The sequence below is a fragment of the Gemella taiwanensis genome (genome assembly GCF_054054385.1).
On the sequence record NZ_JBSMTL010000007.1, the window covers coordinates 67,708 to 83,971 of the forward strand.

General features: G+C 30.8%; 18 protein-coding genes and 1 other annotated feature. Of the genes, 2 read left to right on the plus strand and 16 right to left on the minus strand.

All coding sequences use genetic code 11. From position 1 onward, the window contains the following. Position 1: 1 nt before the first annotated feature. The 13 genes from ACWOA3_RS06270 to ACWOA3_RS06330 form a co-directional block, all read right to left on the minus strand. Positions 2-790 carry a TatD family hydrolase gene (locus ACWOA3_RS06270; protein WP_456884782.1) on the minus strand — a complete coding sequence of 263 codons (789 nt, stop codon included), beginning with the start codon at positions 788-790 and terminating at the stop codon, positions 2-4. 281 nt (positions 791-1,071) lie between these two features. After that, positions 1,072-1,563: a Cys-tRNA(Pro) deacylase gene (gene ybaK / locus ACWOA3_RS06275; protein ID WP_003148077.1), complete on the minus strand. Its 492-nt coding sequence runs from the start codon at positions 1,561-1,563 to the stop codon at positions 1,072-1,074. A gap of 149 nt (positions 1,564-1,712) precedes the next feature. Continuing rightward, positions 1,713-2,606 (minus strand): ATP-binding cassette domain-containing protein, encoded by an 894-nt coding sequence (locus ACWOA3_RS06280; protein WP_003148078.1) that lies wholly within the window; start codon positions 2,604-2,606, stop codon positions 1,713-1,715. Beyond that, positions 2,606-3,472, minus strand: coding sequence for an ABC transporter ATP-binding protein (locus ACWOA3_RS06285; RefSeq protein WP_003148079.1), 867 nt, complete (start codon positions 3,470-3,472; stop codon positions 2,606-2,608). Before ACWOA3_RS06285 ends, ACWOA3_RS06280 begins: the two co-directional genes overlap by 1 nt. Before the next feature lies 1 nt (position 3,473). After that, complete coding sequence (locus ACWOA3_RS06290; protein ID WP_456884785.1) at positions 3,474-4,298, minus strand: ABC transporter permease; 825 nt, start codon at positions 4,296-4,298, stop codon at positions 3,474-3,476. Between the two features lies 1 nt (position 4,299). Next, entirely contained in the window at positions 4,300-5,256 is a 957-nt protein-coding gene (locus tag ACWOA3_RS06295) for an ABC transporter permease (protein ID WP_456884786.1), read from the minus strand. 194 nt (positions 5,257-5,450) lie between these two features. Continuing rightward, positions 5,451-7,010, minus strand: a complete 1,560-nt coding sequence (locus ACWOA3_RS06300; RefSeq protein WP_456884788.1) for an ABC transporter substrate-binding protein — start codon at positions 7,008-7,010, stop codon at positions 5,451-5,453. Between the two features lie 320 nt (positions 7,011-7,330). Beyond that, positions 7,331-8,494: a 5-methyltetrahydropteroyltriglutamate--homocysteine S-methyltransferase gene (locus ACWOA3_RS06305; protein WP_456884790.1), complete on the minus strand. Its 1,164-nt coding sequence runs from the start codon at positions 8,492-8,494 to the stop codon at positions 7,331-7,333. A 176-nt stretch (positions 8,495-8,670) separates the two neighbouring features. Then, positions 8,671-9,411, minus strand: coding sequence for a cyclase family protein (locus tag ACWOA3_RS06310; RefSeq protein WP_003148086.1), 741 nt, complete (start codon positions 9,409-9,411; stop codon positions 8,671-8,673). 95 nt (positions 9,412-9,506) lie between these two features. Then, positions 9,507-9,754: a binding site (T-box leader), on the minus strand. 142 nt (positions 9,755-9,896) lie between these two features. Beyond that, on the minus strand, positions 9,897-11,306 hold the full coding sequence (locus tag ACWOA3_RS06315; protein ID WP_456884792.1) for a hypothetical protein: 1,410 nt from the start codon (positions 11,304-11,306) through the stop codon (positions 9,897-9,899). After that, on the minus strand, positions 11,299-12,165 hold the full coding sequence (locus ACWOA3_RS06320; protein WP_456884794.1) for an ATP-binding cassette domain-containing protein: 867 nt from the start codon (positions 12,163-12,165) through the stop codon (positions 11,299-11,301). Before ACWOA3_RS06320 ends, ACWOA3_RS06315 begins: the two co-directional genes overlap by 8 nt. Continuing rightward, a complete protein-coding gene (locus tag ACWOA3_RS06325) occupies positions 12,140-12,283 on the minus strand; it encodes a hypothetical protein (protein ID WP_003148089.1) in 144 nt (47 codons plus the stop codon). Before ACWOA3_RS06325 ends, ACWOA3_RS06320 begins: the two co-directional genes overlap by 26 nt. Positions 12,284-12,285: 2 nt before the next feature. Then, positions 12,286-12,654, minus strand: coding sequence for a GntR family transcriptional regulator (locus ACWOA3_RS06330; protein ID WP_456884796.1), 369 nt, complete (start codon positions 12,652-12,654; stop codon positions 12,286-12,288). Between the two features lie 164 nt (positions 12,655-12,818). Between ACWOA3_RS06330 and ACWOA3_RS06335 the strand changes: the two genes are divergently transcribed. Both ACWOA3_RS06335 and ACWOA3_RS06340 read left to right on the plus strand, forming a co-directional pair. After that, complete coding sequence (locus ACWOA3_RS06335; RefSeq protein WP_456884798.1) at positions 12,819-13,373, plus strand: helix-turn-helix domain-containing protein; 555 nt, start codon at positions 12,819-12,821, stop codon at positions 13,371-13,373. Continuing rightward, the gene (locus ACWOA3_RS06340) at positions 13,304-14,242 is read left to right on the plus strand and encodes an IS3 family transposase (RefSeq protein ID WP_456884804.1); all 939 of its coding nucleotides are present in this window, start codon (positions 13,304-13,306) and stop codon (positions 14,240-14,242) included. Before ACWOA3_RS06335 ends, ACWOA3_RS06340 begins: the two co-directional genes overlap by 70 nt. Positions 14,243-14,502: 260 nt before the next feature. Here ACWOA3_RS06340 and ACWOA3_RS06345 read toward each other — a convergent pair whose 3' ends face one another. The 3 genes from ACWOA3_RS06345 to ACWOA3_RS06355 form a co-directional block, all read right to left on the minus strand. Further along, entirely contained in the window at positions 14,503-14,892 is a 390-nt protein-coding gene (locus tag ACWOA3_RS06345) for a DUF4363 family protein (RefSeq protein WP_003148094.1), read from the minus strand. 210 nt (positions 14,893-15,102) lie between these two features. Further along, the gene (locus ACWOA3_RS06350; protein ID WP_456884800.1) at positions 15,103-15,573 is read right to left on the minus strand and encodes a GNAT family N-acetyltransferase; all 471 of its coding nucleotides are present in this window, start codon (positions 15,571-15,573) and stop codon (positions 15,103-15,105) included. Positions 15,574-15,686: 113 nt separating this feature from the next. After that, positions 15,687-16,264: Cna B-type domain-containing protein (locus ACWOA3_RS06355; RefSeq protein ID WP_456884802.1), on the minus strand; the 578-nt coding region annotated here is incomplete at its 5' end.

Genomic DNA, 16,264 nt, shown 5'->3' on the forward strand with positions numbered 1-16,264 from the left:
GTTAATCAATCTCCTTTTTATCTTCTAATCCGAACAACGTACATGCATTATTGAATGTTTGTTTTGTTAGTTGTTCATACGACATTTCTTTAAGATCTGCAATTTCTTGTGCTACATAATGCACATATGCAGGTTCATTTCTTTTTCCTCTATATGGTGTTGGTGTTAAGTACGGACAATCCGTTTCAATTAACAACTTATCTAATGGACAGGCTTTTGCTACTTCTTTAAGTGTCTTCGCATTTTTAAATGTTACCGGACCTCCTAATGAAATATAGAAGTTCTCTTTTAGCATAATATTCATGCTTTCTACAGAACCAGAAAAACTGTGCATTATCCCACCAATTTCGCTAGCTTTTTCTTCTTGAAGTATTTGTATTGTATCTGCCATAGCATCACGTGTGTGAATTACTATCGGTTTATTTACTTCTTTAGCTAATTGAATTTGTCTTCTAAATACTTCTTTTTGAACATCTTTTGGACTTTTATCCCAATGATAATCTAGACCAATCTCACCGATTGCTACTACTTTATCATTTGTTAAAGCAATGTTTTTTATCATTTCATATTTTTCTTCTGTGAAATCTATTGCTTCTACTGGGTGCCAACCAACTGTTAAATATAAAAAGTCATATTTAGCTGTAATTTCCAGTGCTTTTTCTATACTTTTATCATCGAAGCCAACTATGTTTATTAATTTAACTCCCGCTTCTTTCGCGCGAGCAATAGTTTCTTCTAAGTCTTCTAAATAAGCATCATCATTTAGATGCGCATGCGTATCAAATAACATACTACGCCTCCTTACTCTTATTAGTATAACAAAACAAAGTTTCAGTAGAATATCTAAACTATTTCAATTATGTTACAATACTTTTTCAATTAAGATAAATATTGTTACTTCATACGTTTTCAGTAATTTTTAGAGTGATTTGTTGTCTTTTTTCAACAATAATTTATAAATTTTTAATATTTAAATTTTACTGAATATATATTATTTTTTGTTAAAAAATAAAAAACGACTCAAATAATAAGATACATCAATTATCATTATTAAAAGTCGTTCTTTTTATATTATTCAGCTTTAAAGTCTACTACTTGAGCACCGATAAGTTGCTCTAGTACTTCTGGTTTCACCTCTACTTGGTGACCTACTTTACCTGCAGAAACAATAATCGTTTCTACTTCACGACATTTTTCATCTACAAAAGTCGGGAATAGTTTTTTCATCGCAAATGGTGAACATCCACCTTTTACATATCCTGTAATTTTTGTTAAGTCTTTAAGTGGTAACATTGATAAACTTTTCACACCTGCTGCTTTAGCTAGTTTCTTAAAGTTTATGCTATCTTCACTCATCAACACTCCCACAACGTAATTACCTTTACCATCTGTAGTCATAATTGTTTTAAATACTTGGTTATGGTCGCGCCCGATGATATCAGCTACTCCTACACCAGTTTTCGCAGCATCGCTTTCTGCATCAAATTCAAAATGATTGTACTCTACACCATTTTCATCTAAAAATCTCATAGCATTTGTTTTTAGTTCTTTTTTCTTAGCCATAATAGCTCCTCTTTTCCATATTATGTAATAATATTATTATTTTACTCCAAAGTTTGCCTACTGTCAAAATCTCTTTTAAATATTTTGCAAAAATACCAACCTCAAGAACTAGACTTTCTTTCTAATCTTTGAGATTGGCATTCAAATTATTATTTTAACACAAAGTGTCCTTCTTCAACTTCTTCAAATTTTTCAGTACCAGTTATTACTATTTCCTCTGCACTGACTTCAAATTCTTCGAACATCTTTCTAGCTCTTACTGGATCAATAATCGGCATAGAATTTAGAAGACGTTTTGTATAAACATGCTGTGGATTTTTCATAATCTGTTCTGTTGTTCCTAGTTCTACTAGATTACCTCTATACATTACCGCTATTCTATCTGCGATATACTCTACTACACCTAAGTTATGTGAGATGAATAAATATGTTAGAGAGAATTTTTTTTGTAAATCTTTTAATAAATTAATTACCTGTGCTTGTGTTGAAGCATCTAAGGCAGAAGTTGGTTCATCACATAGAATGAAGTCTGGTTTTGTTACAACTGCTCGAGCAATACCGATACGTTGACGTTGCCCTCCACTAAAAGCATTTGATAATTTTAGCGCGTCTTCATTAGAAATTCCAACAAACTCTAAGATTTCTAACGCCTTTTTCTTCGCAGTTTCTTTGTCTTCTTTATGTAAAGCTTCCATAACTATATCTAAGGCGCTCATTCGTGGATTTAATGATGAATATGGGTCTTGGAAAATAATTTGCATCTTACTATAAACTTCTGCAAGTTCCTTTTTTGACATTTTAGTTAAAGATTTTTCATTACCTTCTACAAAAACATCACCTGAAATAAATGGGTCTATATTTAAAATTCCCTTACCTAGAGTAGTCTTTCCACTACCAGATTCACCTACTACAGCTAGCGTCTCAGCTTTATAAATATCTAAACTAATATCATTAACCGCAATAGTTTCTTTGATTTCTTTTCCTATTCCTTTAGACTTATAAACTTTTCGTACATTTTTCAGTTTTAAATACTCTTTACTCATTACTCCACCTCTTTCAGATACTCATGAGTATCGCTAAGTTTTTGCCAAGTATAGTGTTTGTCATCTTCTTTATAATCAACAGTCAGAAGCTCATTATTAGTATTTTCTAATCTTGCTGCAGCTAGAAGTTGTTTTGTATATGGGTGTTGTGCATTGCTGAAGATTTCTTCAACATTACCTTTTTCGACAACTCTACCTCTATACATAATATACACATAGTCACACATTCCAGCTATTACACCGAAGTCGTGACTGACTAGTGCTACACTAAGTTCTGTTTCTTTTTGTAATTTCTTAATTAGAGATAAAATCTGTGCTTGAACCGTAACGTCTAGAGCAGTTGTAGGTTCATCTGCTACTAATAACTTAGGATTAGCAAGTAACGCCATGGCTATTAATATTCTTTGACGCATACCACCAGATAATTCATGTGGATATTGTTCCATTCTAAGTGGTGCGTTAAGAATACCTACTTTTTCAAGTTGCTCTATAGCTAGTTTTTTCGCATCTTCTTTAGATTTATTTTGAAATCTTTCTATTAATTCTATTAAGTGAAAACCAATTGTTCTAACTGGATCTAGTGAGGTCATAGGGTTTTGGAAAATCATAGAAATTGGTAATTTTTCACCCTTCTTGACTTCCTTTCCATCAAAGATAAACTTATCATTTTTATCAAAAATATTGTTAGGAAGAATAGACATTATGCTACGCATCAGAATACTTTTTCCACTTCCTGATTCACCAACAACACCAGTGATATGACCTTTTCTTAAATTAATATCGATACCATGTATTAGCTGTTTATCTACTTCTTTATTTGGTTTATAATTAACCGTTAGATTTTTTAATTCTACTATGTTTGTCATACTATTCTCCCTCCTTTTGAATATATTTTGTAAGTAGGTTACCAATATTATTGAATGAATAAATTGTTAACATTACAAATAATCCAGGGATAATTGCCATATGAGGTGCACGTTGTAGACTTTGTTGTGCATTTTGCAGAAGTGTTCCCCAAGAAGTCATAGGCTGTTGAATACCAAGACCTAAGAAACTAAGTGCCGCTTCTGTCATTATTGCGTTAGCTATTGAGGCACTTGCCGCTACTACTAAAGTTGGTATTATAGCTGGAATAATATGTTTCTTTAAGATAGAGATAGTTTTTACACCGCTAAATCTACTATATACTACATAATCATATTCTTTTGCCGATAGAGTTTCAGCACGAACTAATCTCGCAAGACGCATCCAAGAAAAACATCCTATTACTATAATTATTGAACCAATTCCTGGTTTTAAAAACACACTAAGTACGATTACTAATACTAACCATGGGATAGATGATAATACATCGACTAATCTCATAAGAATACTATCAACAACTCCACCAACGTACCCTGCGATAAGACCTACTATCGTTCCGATTGTTACGGCAGTCACCATCGCTAATAATCCTACGATAAGAGAAACACGACCTCCATAAACTACACGAATGAAGTAATCACGACCTACCTCATCAGTCCCAAATAGGTGTTGTAGACTTGGTGATTGAGATAGATTCGCTACATCAGTAGCCGCTGGATCAATAGGAAGTAAAGGTGCTATTAATGAAACGAACACTAATATCGCTATAAAAATAAGTGAAAAAATATAAATTTTTGAACTTTTAGCTATTTTAATAAATCTTTTCATCTTACTTACCTCCTCGTCTAATTCTAGGGTCAACTATTGAGTACAGTATATCTGAAATTAAATTACCTACTATTACTAATGTAGCTGATAATAACATTACCGCCATTATTATAGGATAATCTAACGCTCTAGTTGCTTGTGTAATATATGGTCCAATTCCAGGCCAACTAAATACTGTTTCTGTAATAATCGCACCAGTTACTAACATCGGTAATGACATACCTACTTGAGTTATGACCGGTATTAGTACATTTTTTATAATGTGTCTTGTGAAGATTTGAGTTTTTGTCGCTTGGAAAGCTTGCTGAACTACTACATATTCTTCATTTGTTTGATTTAAAGCTGAAGACCTTACATATCGTGTAAGTTCCGCGAAAAATACAATCGTTAGAGTTAGATAAGGCATTATAAAGTGTGATAAGAAATCACCAAAGTCGCCTTCTTTACCAATTGTGTGCATTCCTATTATTGGGAATAAATTTAATTGATATCCTAAAACATAGATGAATATCATCGCTATCCAAAATGATGGTGTAGCTATTCCTAATGAAGCTACAGCATCGATTAGTTTATCTTGCCGTTTACCTTTGTTTGCTGCAGCTACTAATCCTAGTACTATTGCGATTATTAGTGCTGTCACGTAGGCTGGTAATACTAACGATATTGTATTAGGGATTTTCGCTAGAATTTCCTCTCCTACACTATTATGAGTTACTAATGAGTGCCCGAAGTTTCCACTCAATATTTGACCTAACCAATCTACATACTGAATTAAGAATGGTTTATTAAGCCCGCTTTGTTCACGAAGTATATTTATTTCTTCTTGTGACATATTAGACGTTATCTGTGAATCGATAGCATCATATGGCGCTAAATGTATTAAAGTAAATACTATAAACGATATTACTAAAAGTAATGGTATTGCTTGTAATATACGTTTCAAAATATATCGAATCATACAATCTCCTTTAAATTTTAATTACTATATTTTTATGAAATTCATTTATAATTTATCGCAAACCTTTTTGTTGTAAATTATAAATTAACATTCCCCTTAAAACTAATAAAGCGAGGGAGATACTATAAAATCTTATATAAATAGGATTTTATCGTACTCCCCCTCACACTATATTTTATTTTCCACTACTATTACTATTTAAGAGTAATTTTTGATAAATCATCAAATGTGTAGATTGGTACTAACTTAGCATCGTTAACATTTCCAACACGTTTATTAACCGCTAAGATTTTTTGGTTATCTACGATTGGGTATAGGTATGCTTGGTTAGCAATTTCTTGTTGAAGGTTTTTGTACACTTCTTTACGTTTAGCTTCATCTAATTCAGCTGCACCTTGTTTGAATAATCCATCAACTTTTTCACTTCTGTATTGGAAGTAATTTGAAGTACCATTTGATCCAAATAGCTTAGAGTATAAATCAGGATCGTTACCCATGATATATCCACCTAAGAATAAGTTGTAAGCTTTAGAACCAGGTTTTCTTAATTCTGTAAAGATAGCTGTCTCATCTCCACCACGTAGCTCAACATTAATTCCTACTGATTGTAATTGTTGTTGGATGAATGTTGCTTGGATAGTATTTGCAGCATCGTTACTTGCATATCCTAGGTTAAGTTTCAAGTTAGAAACTCCAGCTTCTTTTAATAGTGATTTTGCTTTTTCAACATTTTGAGTATATTTCTCTACATCATCAGTATGGAATGGATTTTTCGGCGGTAAGAATGAATAAGGGTTTTGGTAGTATTTACTGTCTAAGTAAGCAGCTTTATTCATATCTTCTTTGTTTAATGCGTATAAAATAGCTTGTCTAACTTTAACATCTTTTAATTCATCTGTGTTTGTGTTTAGTCCTAAGTATCCAATACGGTTTTCACTGTAAGGATAAGTATCGATGTTTTTAGAATCTAAATCTTTAATTGCAGCAGGTAATACATATGCTGCATCTACCTCACCTTTTTGTAATGCTACTTTTGTAGTATCAGCACTTTTAATAATACGTAGTACTACATTTTTAACTTTTGGCTTACCATTATAATAATTTTCATTCGCTTCAAATTTAATGTATTCTCCACGTTTGTTTTCTACTAGTTTGTATGGTCCAGTTCCTACTGGTGTTTCTTTTAATTCTTTAACTGAGAAATCAGATACATTTCCATAAACGTGTTTTGGAATAATATAAGTTTCATTTGCAATGTTATTTGCTGCAGCTGCACTTGGCTCTGGGAACTTAAATACTACTGTGTAGTCATCTACTTTCTCAATAGTTATCGGTTTATCACCAATCCATAAGTTTTTGAAGTTTCCATTTTCTTTTTTAGCTTTTGTTTGATAAGTGAAAACTACATCGTCAGCTGTGAATTTTTGTCCATCAGACCATTTTACATCTTTTCTTAAGTTAACTTTTAAGCTAAGACCATCTTTTGCAAGTTCAGTAGATTCTGCTAAAGCATATTCTTTTGAACCATCTCCATTAACTTTAATTAATGGTGAGTAGATAATATTAGTCATTGTTAACCCCCAACGGTCACTAACCTTAATTGGGTTAGTTGATGATGGATCATCACTAATAGCATACGTGAAAGTATCTTTATCTTGAGAAGTGGTAATTGTGTTTTGCGTTTTTGAACTACATGCTGTTACGACACTCATTACTAACGCTAGTGCTCCTATAAACAATTTGTTCTTTTTCATTCTTTTTTCCTCCTTGATTTTAAGTCCTATTTTCAAACTATGAAATATTTTGGTTTCCCCTATTTAATAATGGTTAAATACATTTGCCTATCTGACAGTGAGAGACTTACATTGCTACTCATGTATTAATTAAATAGACTATATTTTATAATGTGAAAAATAAAACCAGATATTACTTATACATTGAACGAATGAAATCAATGCTAGTTTAGTTTACTGTATTATCGATAAAAAAGTCAATTTATGTGCTTACTTTTATCATTTACTTTAATTATATAATTCTCTTAATTTAGTGTACTTGAAGAAATACTAAAGTATTATTATTTTTCTGTACCCCAAACTTCTTCTACGATTTCTTTGATTAAGCCGATTTTTTTCCATTGATCTTCTTCTGTAATCACGTTTCCTTCTTCTGTAGAAGCAAATCCACATTGAGTACTTAAGTAGATGTTTTCTAATGGAATGTATTCGCTAGCTTCTTTAATTCTTGCGATTACTTCTTCTTTATCTTCTAAATCTGCAAATTTAGATGTAATTAATCCTAAAACAACTTTTTTATCTTTTCCAACTTTTGCTAGTGGCTTGAAATCTCCTGCACGATCTGTATCGTATTCTAAGTAGTACGCATCTACGTTTTCTCCAGCTAGAAGCTCATCTTCGATATTTTGATATCCACCTTGAGAAATCCATTTAGAAGCGAAGTTACCACGACAAACGTGTGTATTGATTGCTAAGTCTCCTGGTTTCCCTTCGATAACTTCATTATTTAATGCTAAACAACGTGCTGCATATTCTCTACGAACTTCTTCTAAAGGACGCGCATCACGGAAACGATTCGCAAATCCATCATCAGCTAATGCTCCCCAAGTACAATCGTCAAATTGTAATACACGTAATCCTTCGTTGTAAAGGTCTGCGATAACTTGTTTATAAGCTGCTACAATCGCATCTTTTAATTCCTCAAATGTTGGGTAGAATTTTTCGTATCCTTTGATGTGGTCTTCTGTACGAATTAGCTCAAAGTATAATTGTGATGGTGATGGAATTGTTAATTTTACAGTTACACCTTCTCTATCAGCTACTAAGTCTCTCAAGAATTTGTAGTGAGCTACGAATGGGTGATTTTCTCCGCTGATTTTTCCTGATACTTTTGCTGTATCTGGTTTAGTTTCAATACCTTTGAATGGGTAACCTTTTTCTCCTTGAACGTGTTCTACACCATTAAGACCCCAGAAGAAGTCTAGGTGCCAGTATGCACGACGGAACTCCCCGTCTGTTACTCCTTTTAATCCATTTTCAATTTGTTTTTCAACTAATTCTGCAATCACTTTGTCTTCTACTTTTGTTAATTCTTCTTGTGATAATTCTCCTTTTGAGAATTTCTCACGAGCTTCTACTAACTCTTTAGGTCTTAAAAATGATCCTACATGATCCACTCTATACGCTACATTTTTTACTACTTTATTTTGACATCCTTGACACATAATATTTTTCTCCTCTTGTTTAACTGATTTATTTTCTCTTTTTGTTTTATTCTTCTGACTTTATTATTTTGACCTTATTATAAACTTCCAGTTACTTTCCTCTTCAAACTTTTCTTCTTTTCTCTTTTCTAATATCTATTTTTTTCATAAACTAAAACTTTTTTATAAAGACCGTACTATTCGTCTTCTGGTAGTATCGCTACCACTCTTACCGGTGACCCAGTTGCTTCTGTCCAGTTTGGATAAGCAATTGAAATTAATGATCCAGTTGCAGGTACTTGATCAAGATTTGCTAAAACTTCAATTTGATAAATATCTTGTTCTAGTAAGTAATATTCTTGAATAAGTCCTTCAGCAGCTGCTGTAACTCCTGAGTCAGTATCTAGAGTTTCATGTCCGACAGCTTTAACTTTTCTTTCTTTAATTAAGAATTCTAATGCATCTCTTCCCCAACCTGGAGTGTGTTGAACTTCATTTTCGTCTAGATTTCTAATTTCATCATAGCTAGGCCAACGTTTAGACCAGTCACTTCTGAATGCTACGAATGATTCTGGTAATATTTCACCATGCTCAGCTTCAAAATCAAGGATATCTTGTTTAGAAATCACATAGTCATTATTTTCTGCCACTTCTTTACTTTTATCGATTACGTATAAAGGTAATAGTAAATCTTTAAGTTCAATTTCATCTAACCAACGTCCACCTTCTACGAAGTGAATTGGTGCATCAATGTGTGTTCCATATTGACCTACTACTGAGAATTTTTGAACATAGAAACCATCTTTTAAAGTAAAGACATTTTCTTTTTCTAGGGCAGGAAGTGCTGGAAACTTAGGTGAATTTTCATCAATCTTGTGGCTTAAGTTCACCCATTTTTTATTTTTTAAAGTTTTGTAAATATTTAGTAATTCTGACATGTTACTTTCCTCCGAAATTTTGTATTATTTTGTAAGTTAAGTATCCTTGTGATTATTTTGAGAAATAAAAAAGTCCTCACAGAAGCTTACGCTTCTGCAAGGACGTCTAATCATTTACGTGTTACCACCTTACTTTATGATATTCTCACAAATATCAACTCAAAAAGTACGCATCAAATTTGATGTTATACCCTGAAGCTATAACGGGCTCACCCGTAAAGGCCTAATTATTCGACCATTAACACTCAAAGACCATTTTCAAAGTTTCCAATACGATCTCTTTTCACCAACCGAGACTCTCTTTACCATCTTTCACTTTTACTTATCTTATCGACGTGTGAATCATTAACTTGTTATTAAGTATATCAGTAAATTTTTTATGTGTCAACCATTTTTTTGAAAAATTGTGTATTTTCTCTTGAAAACTTTACAAAACTCCATAGAATTGTCGGAAAATAAAGAATGATTTCTAATTATTTTTAATTTTATACTCTTATTTTTGTTCTAACTAATTTCCAAACTATAGCTGGTATTAATAATATCGTTAATGCTAAAGATACACCTTGGCTAATAGTAAACACTTCTGTTAGCATTACCAGTGAAAAAGCAAATATTCCCATTAATAATATAAAATATCCCACTAATGACAGTCTTTCTATTGTGAAAAATTCACCTTCTTTTTCTACATTGTGTATTTTATAAACCTTACTTGCTAACAGCATAATTATTGTTAAAATAACTAGATAAATAATAATATTCTTCCAAGGAGTGTAGCCGAAATAATAAAATATTGGCATCCTTGGTATATTATTAAGAAACGGTCCATCTGGAAGATAATTTACAAAGAACAATCTTCCTATAGCAATCCACACTCCCAATGGATAATATATCAGTGTAAGAGCCGGAATATACATCGCACCTATGCTTAATATACTTCCACAAAAACTTGATAAAATAGCTCCTAATAATACTAGACCTATTCCCAGTATATATACTTTATTGTTTATTTCAAATACCGCTGACACGTTATAAATTTCTCCTAACAAACTATTGCTTATAACCGCTATATTAACTAGACCTGTTAAAATATAAGTAACTATTAAAGTTAAAAATGATAAAATTACTTTGGCAAAATATACTTTCTCTTTTTCATAAGGTAAGCTCGCTACAAATTTACCAAAATTAGTATGATATTCAACTCCAAAGATTAACAACGGGATTAAAGTTATCAAAATATAATAACCAATATTAGTTCCTTCGCTAAACATAGTTTCTTTCAACTTAACTTTACTAGCTTCTAAATTTTCTTTTAAGAAGGTTAATGTTTTTACATTACTAATATCTAATGCTGGTGGATATACTTTATCTAATTCCTCTTGTTTATCAAAGTACTCCTTGCTACCGGGTTGCATTCGTGACCATTCTTTATATTTAGGAACGTTATTCAGTTCTTCTTCAGTTAAGTATTGTTTGTATTTTTCACTTCCTCCACCTGTAAGTACATTTAGATCCTCATTGTTAGTATAAAATGTCCATATTGGAGAACTTGGAAAATTATGTAAATATGCTCCAACCGCATAAGAATGTTTCATCTCATCTAATTTTTCTTTTGACAATTTTTCTTTATAATTTTTCTGATATTCTTCTTTTAACTTATACAGTTCGTGTGTTTTTTGATTTAATTCATCATTAGATGCTCCTTTTCTTATTTCCAATTCCTTAGCTATGCCTGTTGTTAATTGAAAATCATAAGCTGCAACTCCATTTTTTAATTCATTTAATCGCTTATTAGTAGTTGTAGCAGCAAATATCGAAAAAGCAATTAATAGTATAATTAACATTATTGAATATTGTTTTAAGTATATACGAATGATTTTTAAAATATCTTTACACATTTTCATCTTCCCCTTTACTATTTAATAAAAAGATATCCTCTAATACAATAGGTAGTTTATCATATTGAAGAAGATCTTCATCTTGAATAATGTCATGAGTAGCATCATAACTTCCCCTCACAATAACCACATAAACTCTTCCAATATTGCTAATAATTCTTAAATTAGGATTACAACGTAACTCCTCTGGTATCTTTTCTTGATACACCAATTGATATTTACTATACTCATCCTTATTAATTTCTTCACCTATTCCAATTCCATCATCTAAATAGACAACCTTATCACTTATATTTTCTAAAGCATTTAATTGGTGACTACTAATTAATAATCCAATCCCATCACTTTGAGCATCCAAAATATAGTCAACTATCATTTTAGTATTTATCACATCTATTCCGTCTAACGGTTCATCTAAAAAGATAAACCTTGTTCGACATGAAATCCCCAAAATCAAACTAAAAATGGCTAATTGTCCTTTTGATAATTCAGATAATCTGCTAGTCTGTAATAATTTAATTTTTTCTAATTCTGTTTTAAAATATTGTTCATCAAAATTTTCATAGGCTAATTTGTAAAATTCACAAACCTTTTTAATTTTAGAATTTTTGAAATAATCGAATCTATCCGGTATATAAATCAGTTGTTTTCTTATATTTTTATTATCTATGCCTTCAATTTCTATTTCCCCAGAATCTTGACTATATATTCCTGATAAAATCTTTAATAAAGTTGTTTTCCCACTTCCATTTCTACCAACAAGTGCTACAATTTCTCCAGCATTTACAGTAAAACTAACATTATTTAATACTTTCTTTATTGAAAATTTTTTATTAATATTCTTTATCGCAAGTTTCATAATTTTTCTCCTTTAGCTTTTCAGAAATCACTTCACACAATTTCTCCATCGATAATCCCAAAAATCTCCATTCCATGATTAATTCTTTTAACTTTACATCTATCTTCTTATTATTCATTATTAATCATCCTTTCGAAATTCTAACTTAATTTTTTCTAATAAATCTTCTTCCGAGATTCCCCTTATCTTTACTTCCCTAACCAATTCTTCAATTATAGAATCTATTAATTTATAATTTGGGATAATACTATCAAAGTTATTAGTGATAAAAGTACCTTTCCCTACAATTGTTATAATTATTTTTTCACTTTCCAGCTGTTGAAAAGCTTTTTGTATCGTACTAACATTGACACCTAACATTTTAGAAAATTCTCTTACCGATGGTAATTTATCTCCCTCTTGCAATAAGTTTTTGCTTATCATAGATTTAATTTGATCTACTATTTGTTTATAAATTGGTTTATCTGATAATGAATCAATTTTAAACATAGTAACCTCCTTTCTAAGTGTACCACTATCCACCATACATCTTTCACTTAAAGTGTACCACACCTCACCATACATTGCAAATAAAAAAAAAAGACATAATAATAAATGTACCGACCCCAAAAAGTTAGACCAAAAAATCTAACTTTTTGGAGGTCGATATTTTTATGATTAAATATAATTTTGAATTTAAAAAGAAAGTCGTACTAGAGTATATAAATGAAAATATAAGCATAAGATCGTTAGCGAAAAAGTATGCTATAAAATCTCATAATAATATTGAAGTTTGGGTTGCCAAATATAAGAAATATGGAGATGAAGGATTACGTCGTTCTAGAAAAAATGAAGAATATTCTTTCGAAAAAAAGATATTTGTTGTAGAATTATACTTAACAAGTGAACTCTCATACAATGACATAGCTTTACAAGAAGGTATAAATAATCCAGCACTTATTTGTAACTGGGTTAATCGCTTTAGAGTAGCTGGTCCTAATGCATTGAGAGAACGAAGGAAAGGTCGGAAAATCTCAATGGCTAAATCAACTAAAAAGTTAAGTAAGGAAACAACAAGTCAAACCACAATTGATAATATATCTAAAGAATATGTAAAAGAATTAGAAGATCAATTACTACAACTAAGGATAGAAAATGCATTTTTAAAAGAAGCGAGGAGATTGCGTTTAGCGGAAGAAGCAGAAATGAAAAGAAGGCGCGAATTATAAGCAGTCTCCGAGGAGAATTCATACTTAAAGACCTTCTTTTATATGCGATAATGCCAAAAGCAACGTATATGTACTGGCAGAAGAGATTCGATAGAGTTAATCCAGATAAAGAAATTGAAGAGAAAATATTAGAAATAAGAAAGAATAACAAAGATTATGGTTATAGACGTATATATGGTGCATTACGTAATTTAGGATATATTATAAACAAAAAGAAAGTTCAAAGAATTATACAAAAATTAGGATTACAGGTTACATCATTCACTAGAAAAAGTAGAAAATACAATTCATATAAAGGGAAAATTGGAAAAACAGCTAAGAATAGAATTAGAAGACGATTCAATACTAATATTCCACATCAGAAAATCACTACAGACACAACTGAATTTAAATATTATGAAGTTAGTGAGAGAGGTAAATTAGTAGTAAAGAAACTTTATTTAGATCCATTTATGGATATGTATAATGGTGAGATAATAAGCTATAGTATAAGTGAGAGCCCATCAGCTAAAAATATAATGGATGCACTAGAAGAAGCTATTAAAGTCACAGCTAAATCCCCTTATAGGAGAACTTTCCATTCTGATCAAGGATCGGCTTATCAAATGAAGGCATACTCAAAAAGGTTAAAAGAAGAACGTATTTACCAAAGTATGTCTAGAAAAGCAAATTGTTTGGATAATTCGGTAATGGAGAATTTCTTCGGAATATTAAAACAAGAGATATACTATGGAACAACATATAATAATTATATGGAACTGAAGTTAGCTATTGAAAAATATATAAAATATTATAATGAAGAGAGAATAAAAGAGAAACTAGGATGGTTAAGTCCTAAGCAATATAGAATAAAACATATGACTGTATAAATATAAAAAAGATAGCGTCGCAGTCATTATAACTACTACGCTATCCTAAGTCTAACTTTTTGGGGTCAGATCAATCACTATCGTCTCTATAAATCAATTCCATATTATAAATTTTATTTATTTTTTAAATAGTCTCTTTTTTCTTTTTTAAACTCACTAAGCAATTTCTCTAACTCTGGTAGAGATCCTGTATTGACGAGTTTACCTTTGCCTTTAATTTTTTGATTATTTGATACTTCTTTATCTGTAGATTTTAAGAATTAAATATAACGTTCACAAGCTTCTTTTAATTTTATTCCAGATTTCTTCACTTTAGCATAATTAGTTGAATCGTCTTTTTCATCAATGTCTATATGTCCAGTTAGTCCTTCAAAAACTTTTTCCAATTCTTCTAAGTCACTAGATTCCAAAACTAGTTTTGAATTATGTTTATACTTTGCATATAATCTTTGTATTGTCTCAATATCCTTATTTAATTCTTCAAATTTATACGTCTCTATCTGAATAATATTAGCTTTTTTTGCAAAATCAGCAGATTCTTTTGCAGAATTGGCAGATTGACTACTATACCATAGACTGAAAATAGCAACAATCAGAGCTAAAACATTTATTATCCATCCATAATCTTCTAAACTCTTACCCTTCTTCATTTCTATATCCCTTTCTCGTTAATCTATATTTACAGTGTATCACATAATTATTTTTTAGCATAGTGATATTATAAATTAACTTATACTTAAGTTTCGTTTGTTAAAAGTTCCTTTTATAAAATATAACAATATAGATAATTCTATTTTTCTCCATCAATTGAATTTAACAAAGAGTCTATTTTTGTTGATAATTTCATAATTCAAAATTTATTATTCTCCAAGGTATTTGATATATATTTGACATGGATTCCATTCATCCCATAGAGTAGGAAAACATTCCAATTCTTTATAGCCCATCGCTATATAAAACTTATTGGTAATATCATACTCTTTGTAGCAACCTGTCTTAACTGTTTTCACCTGTGAGTATGTATATCCTAATTTTTTAGCCAAGATTTCAAATGCATTGTTCAATTTTAATCCAATACCCATTCTATGAAATTTCTTCTTAACACCCATAACAAAAATATCTGCACAATCCTTACTCGTTGCATTTAAAACAATATAACCTGCGACTTCATCATTCACATAAAAAGCCAATAATGGTTTATCTTGCGAATCTATAATATAATTTTCTGTGCTTTCAGGAAGTCCAAACCATTCTGGTAAATCATAAAGTACTTCCTTGGATATCTCTTCTTTTTCTTCCTTATTTATAACTTCTCTAATTTCTATTTTCATCTTTTCCTCAATAAATTCTAATTTATTTATCCCATCCTAATTGTATCATAAAAAATCAAAAATACGAGACATATTTTGGCTCTATGTCTCGTATTTCTCGTATAAACTATTTATTAATTAGTTTTATTTTTTCTTCTAGCTAATACCAATCCTGTTAATGCAGCTAAAAATCCTAATCCACCTAGTTCAGTTGATGTGCTTCCTGTATTAGGTAATTTTGGTTTAGGTGGGATATAAGTATTTTTCAGATTATAACCATCTATAGTTTTCTTATATCCAGCAACTGATTCTTCATCTATACTGTATGTGATTTCTTTTCCGTTTTCATATTTCGGTAGATCGTTAAACTCGTAGTTCCAGTTGTCTTTTGTTACTTCTTTTTCTGTTACTTTTGTTGTTTGTCCGTCTACTGTTTTGTTTAGGATTACTTTAATCTTGTCTGGGCGTTTTCCGTCTTGGTTGTTTGCGTCATCCCATGTTTTTGTTCCTGCTACACTTACTTTTTCTGGTGTATATTTATTTTTCAAATTATAACCATCTGTTGATTTTTCATATCCTGGTACGGCTTCTTCATCTATACTGTATGTGATTTCTTTTCCGTTTTCATATTTTGGTAGATCGTTAAACTCGTAGTTCCAGTTGTCTTTTGTTACTTCTTTTTCTGTTACTTTTGTTGTTTGTCCATCTACTG

Coding starts and splice junctions, on each gene's coding strand:
- ACWOA3_RS06350 (WP_456884800.1), bottom strand. CDS start 15,573: ATGAAAATAGAAATTAGAGAAGTTATAAATAAGGAAGAAAAAGAAGAG.
- ACWOA3_RS06270 (WP_456884782.1), bottom strand. CDS start 790: ATGTTATTTGATACGCATGCGCATCTAAATGATGATGCTTATTTAGAA.
- ACWOA3_RS06315 (WP_456884792.1), bottom strand. CDS start 11,306: ATGTGTAAAGATATTTTAAAAATCATTCGTATATACTTAAAACAATAT.
- ACWOA3_RS06320 (WP_456884794.1), bottom strand. CDS start 12,165: ATGAAACTTGCGATAAAGAATATTAATAAAAAATTTTCAATAAAGAAA.
- ACWOA3_RS06300 (WP_456884788.1), bottom strand. CDS start 7,010: ATGAAAAAGAACAAATTGTTTATAGGAGCACTAGCGTTAGTAATGAGT.
- ACWOA3_RS06290 (WP_456884785.1), bottom strand. CDS start 4,298: ATGAAAAGATTTATTAAAATAGCTAAAAGTTCAAAAATTTATATTTTT.
- ACWOA3_RS06305 (WP_456884790.1), bottom strand. CDS start 8,494: ATGTGTCAAGGATGTCAAAATAAAGTAGTAAAAAATGTAGCGTATAGA.
- ACWOA3_RS06280 (WP_003148078.1), bottom strand. CDS start 2,606: ATGAGTAAAGAGTATTTAAAACTGAAAAATGTACGAAAAGTTTATAAG.
- ACWOA3_RS06335 (WP_456884798.1), top strand. CDS start 12,819: ATGATTAAATATAATTTTGAATTTAAAAAGAAAGTCGTACTAGAGTAT.
- ACWOA3_RS06295 (WP_456884786.1), bottom strand. CDS start 5,256: ATGATTCGATATATTTTGAAACGTATATTACAAGCAATACCATTACTT.
- ACWOA3_RS06345 (WP_003148094.1), bottom strand. CDS start 14,892: ATGAAGAAGGGTAAGAGTTTAGAAGATTATGGATGGATAATAAATGTT.
- ACWOA3_RS06285 (WP_003148079.1), bottom strand. CDS start 3,472: ATGACAAACATAGTAGAATTAAAAAATCTAACGGTTAATTATAAACCA.
- ACWOA3_RS06325 (WP_003148089.1), bottom strand. CDS start 12,283: ATGAATAATAAGAAGATAGATGTAAAGTTAAAAGAATTAATCATGGAA.
- ACWOA3_RS06330 (WP_456884796.1), bottom strand. CDS start 12,654: ATGTTTAAAATTGATTCATTATCAGATAAACCAATTTATAAACAAATA.
- ACWOA3_RS06310 (WP_003148086.1), bottom strand. CDS start 9,411: ATGTCAGAATTACTAAATATTTACAAAACTTTAAAAAATAAAAAATGG.
- ybaK (WP_003148077.1), bottom strand. CDS start 1,563: ATGGCTAAGAAAAAAGAACTAAAAACAAATGCTATGAGATTTTTAGAT.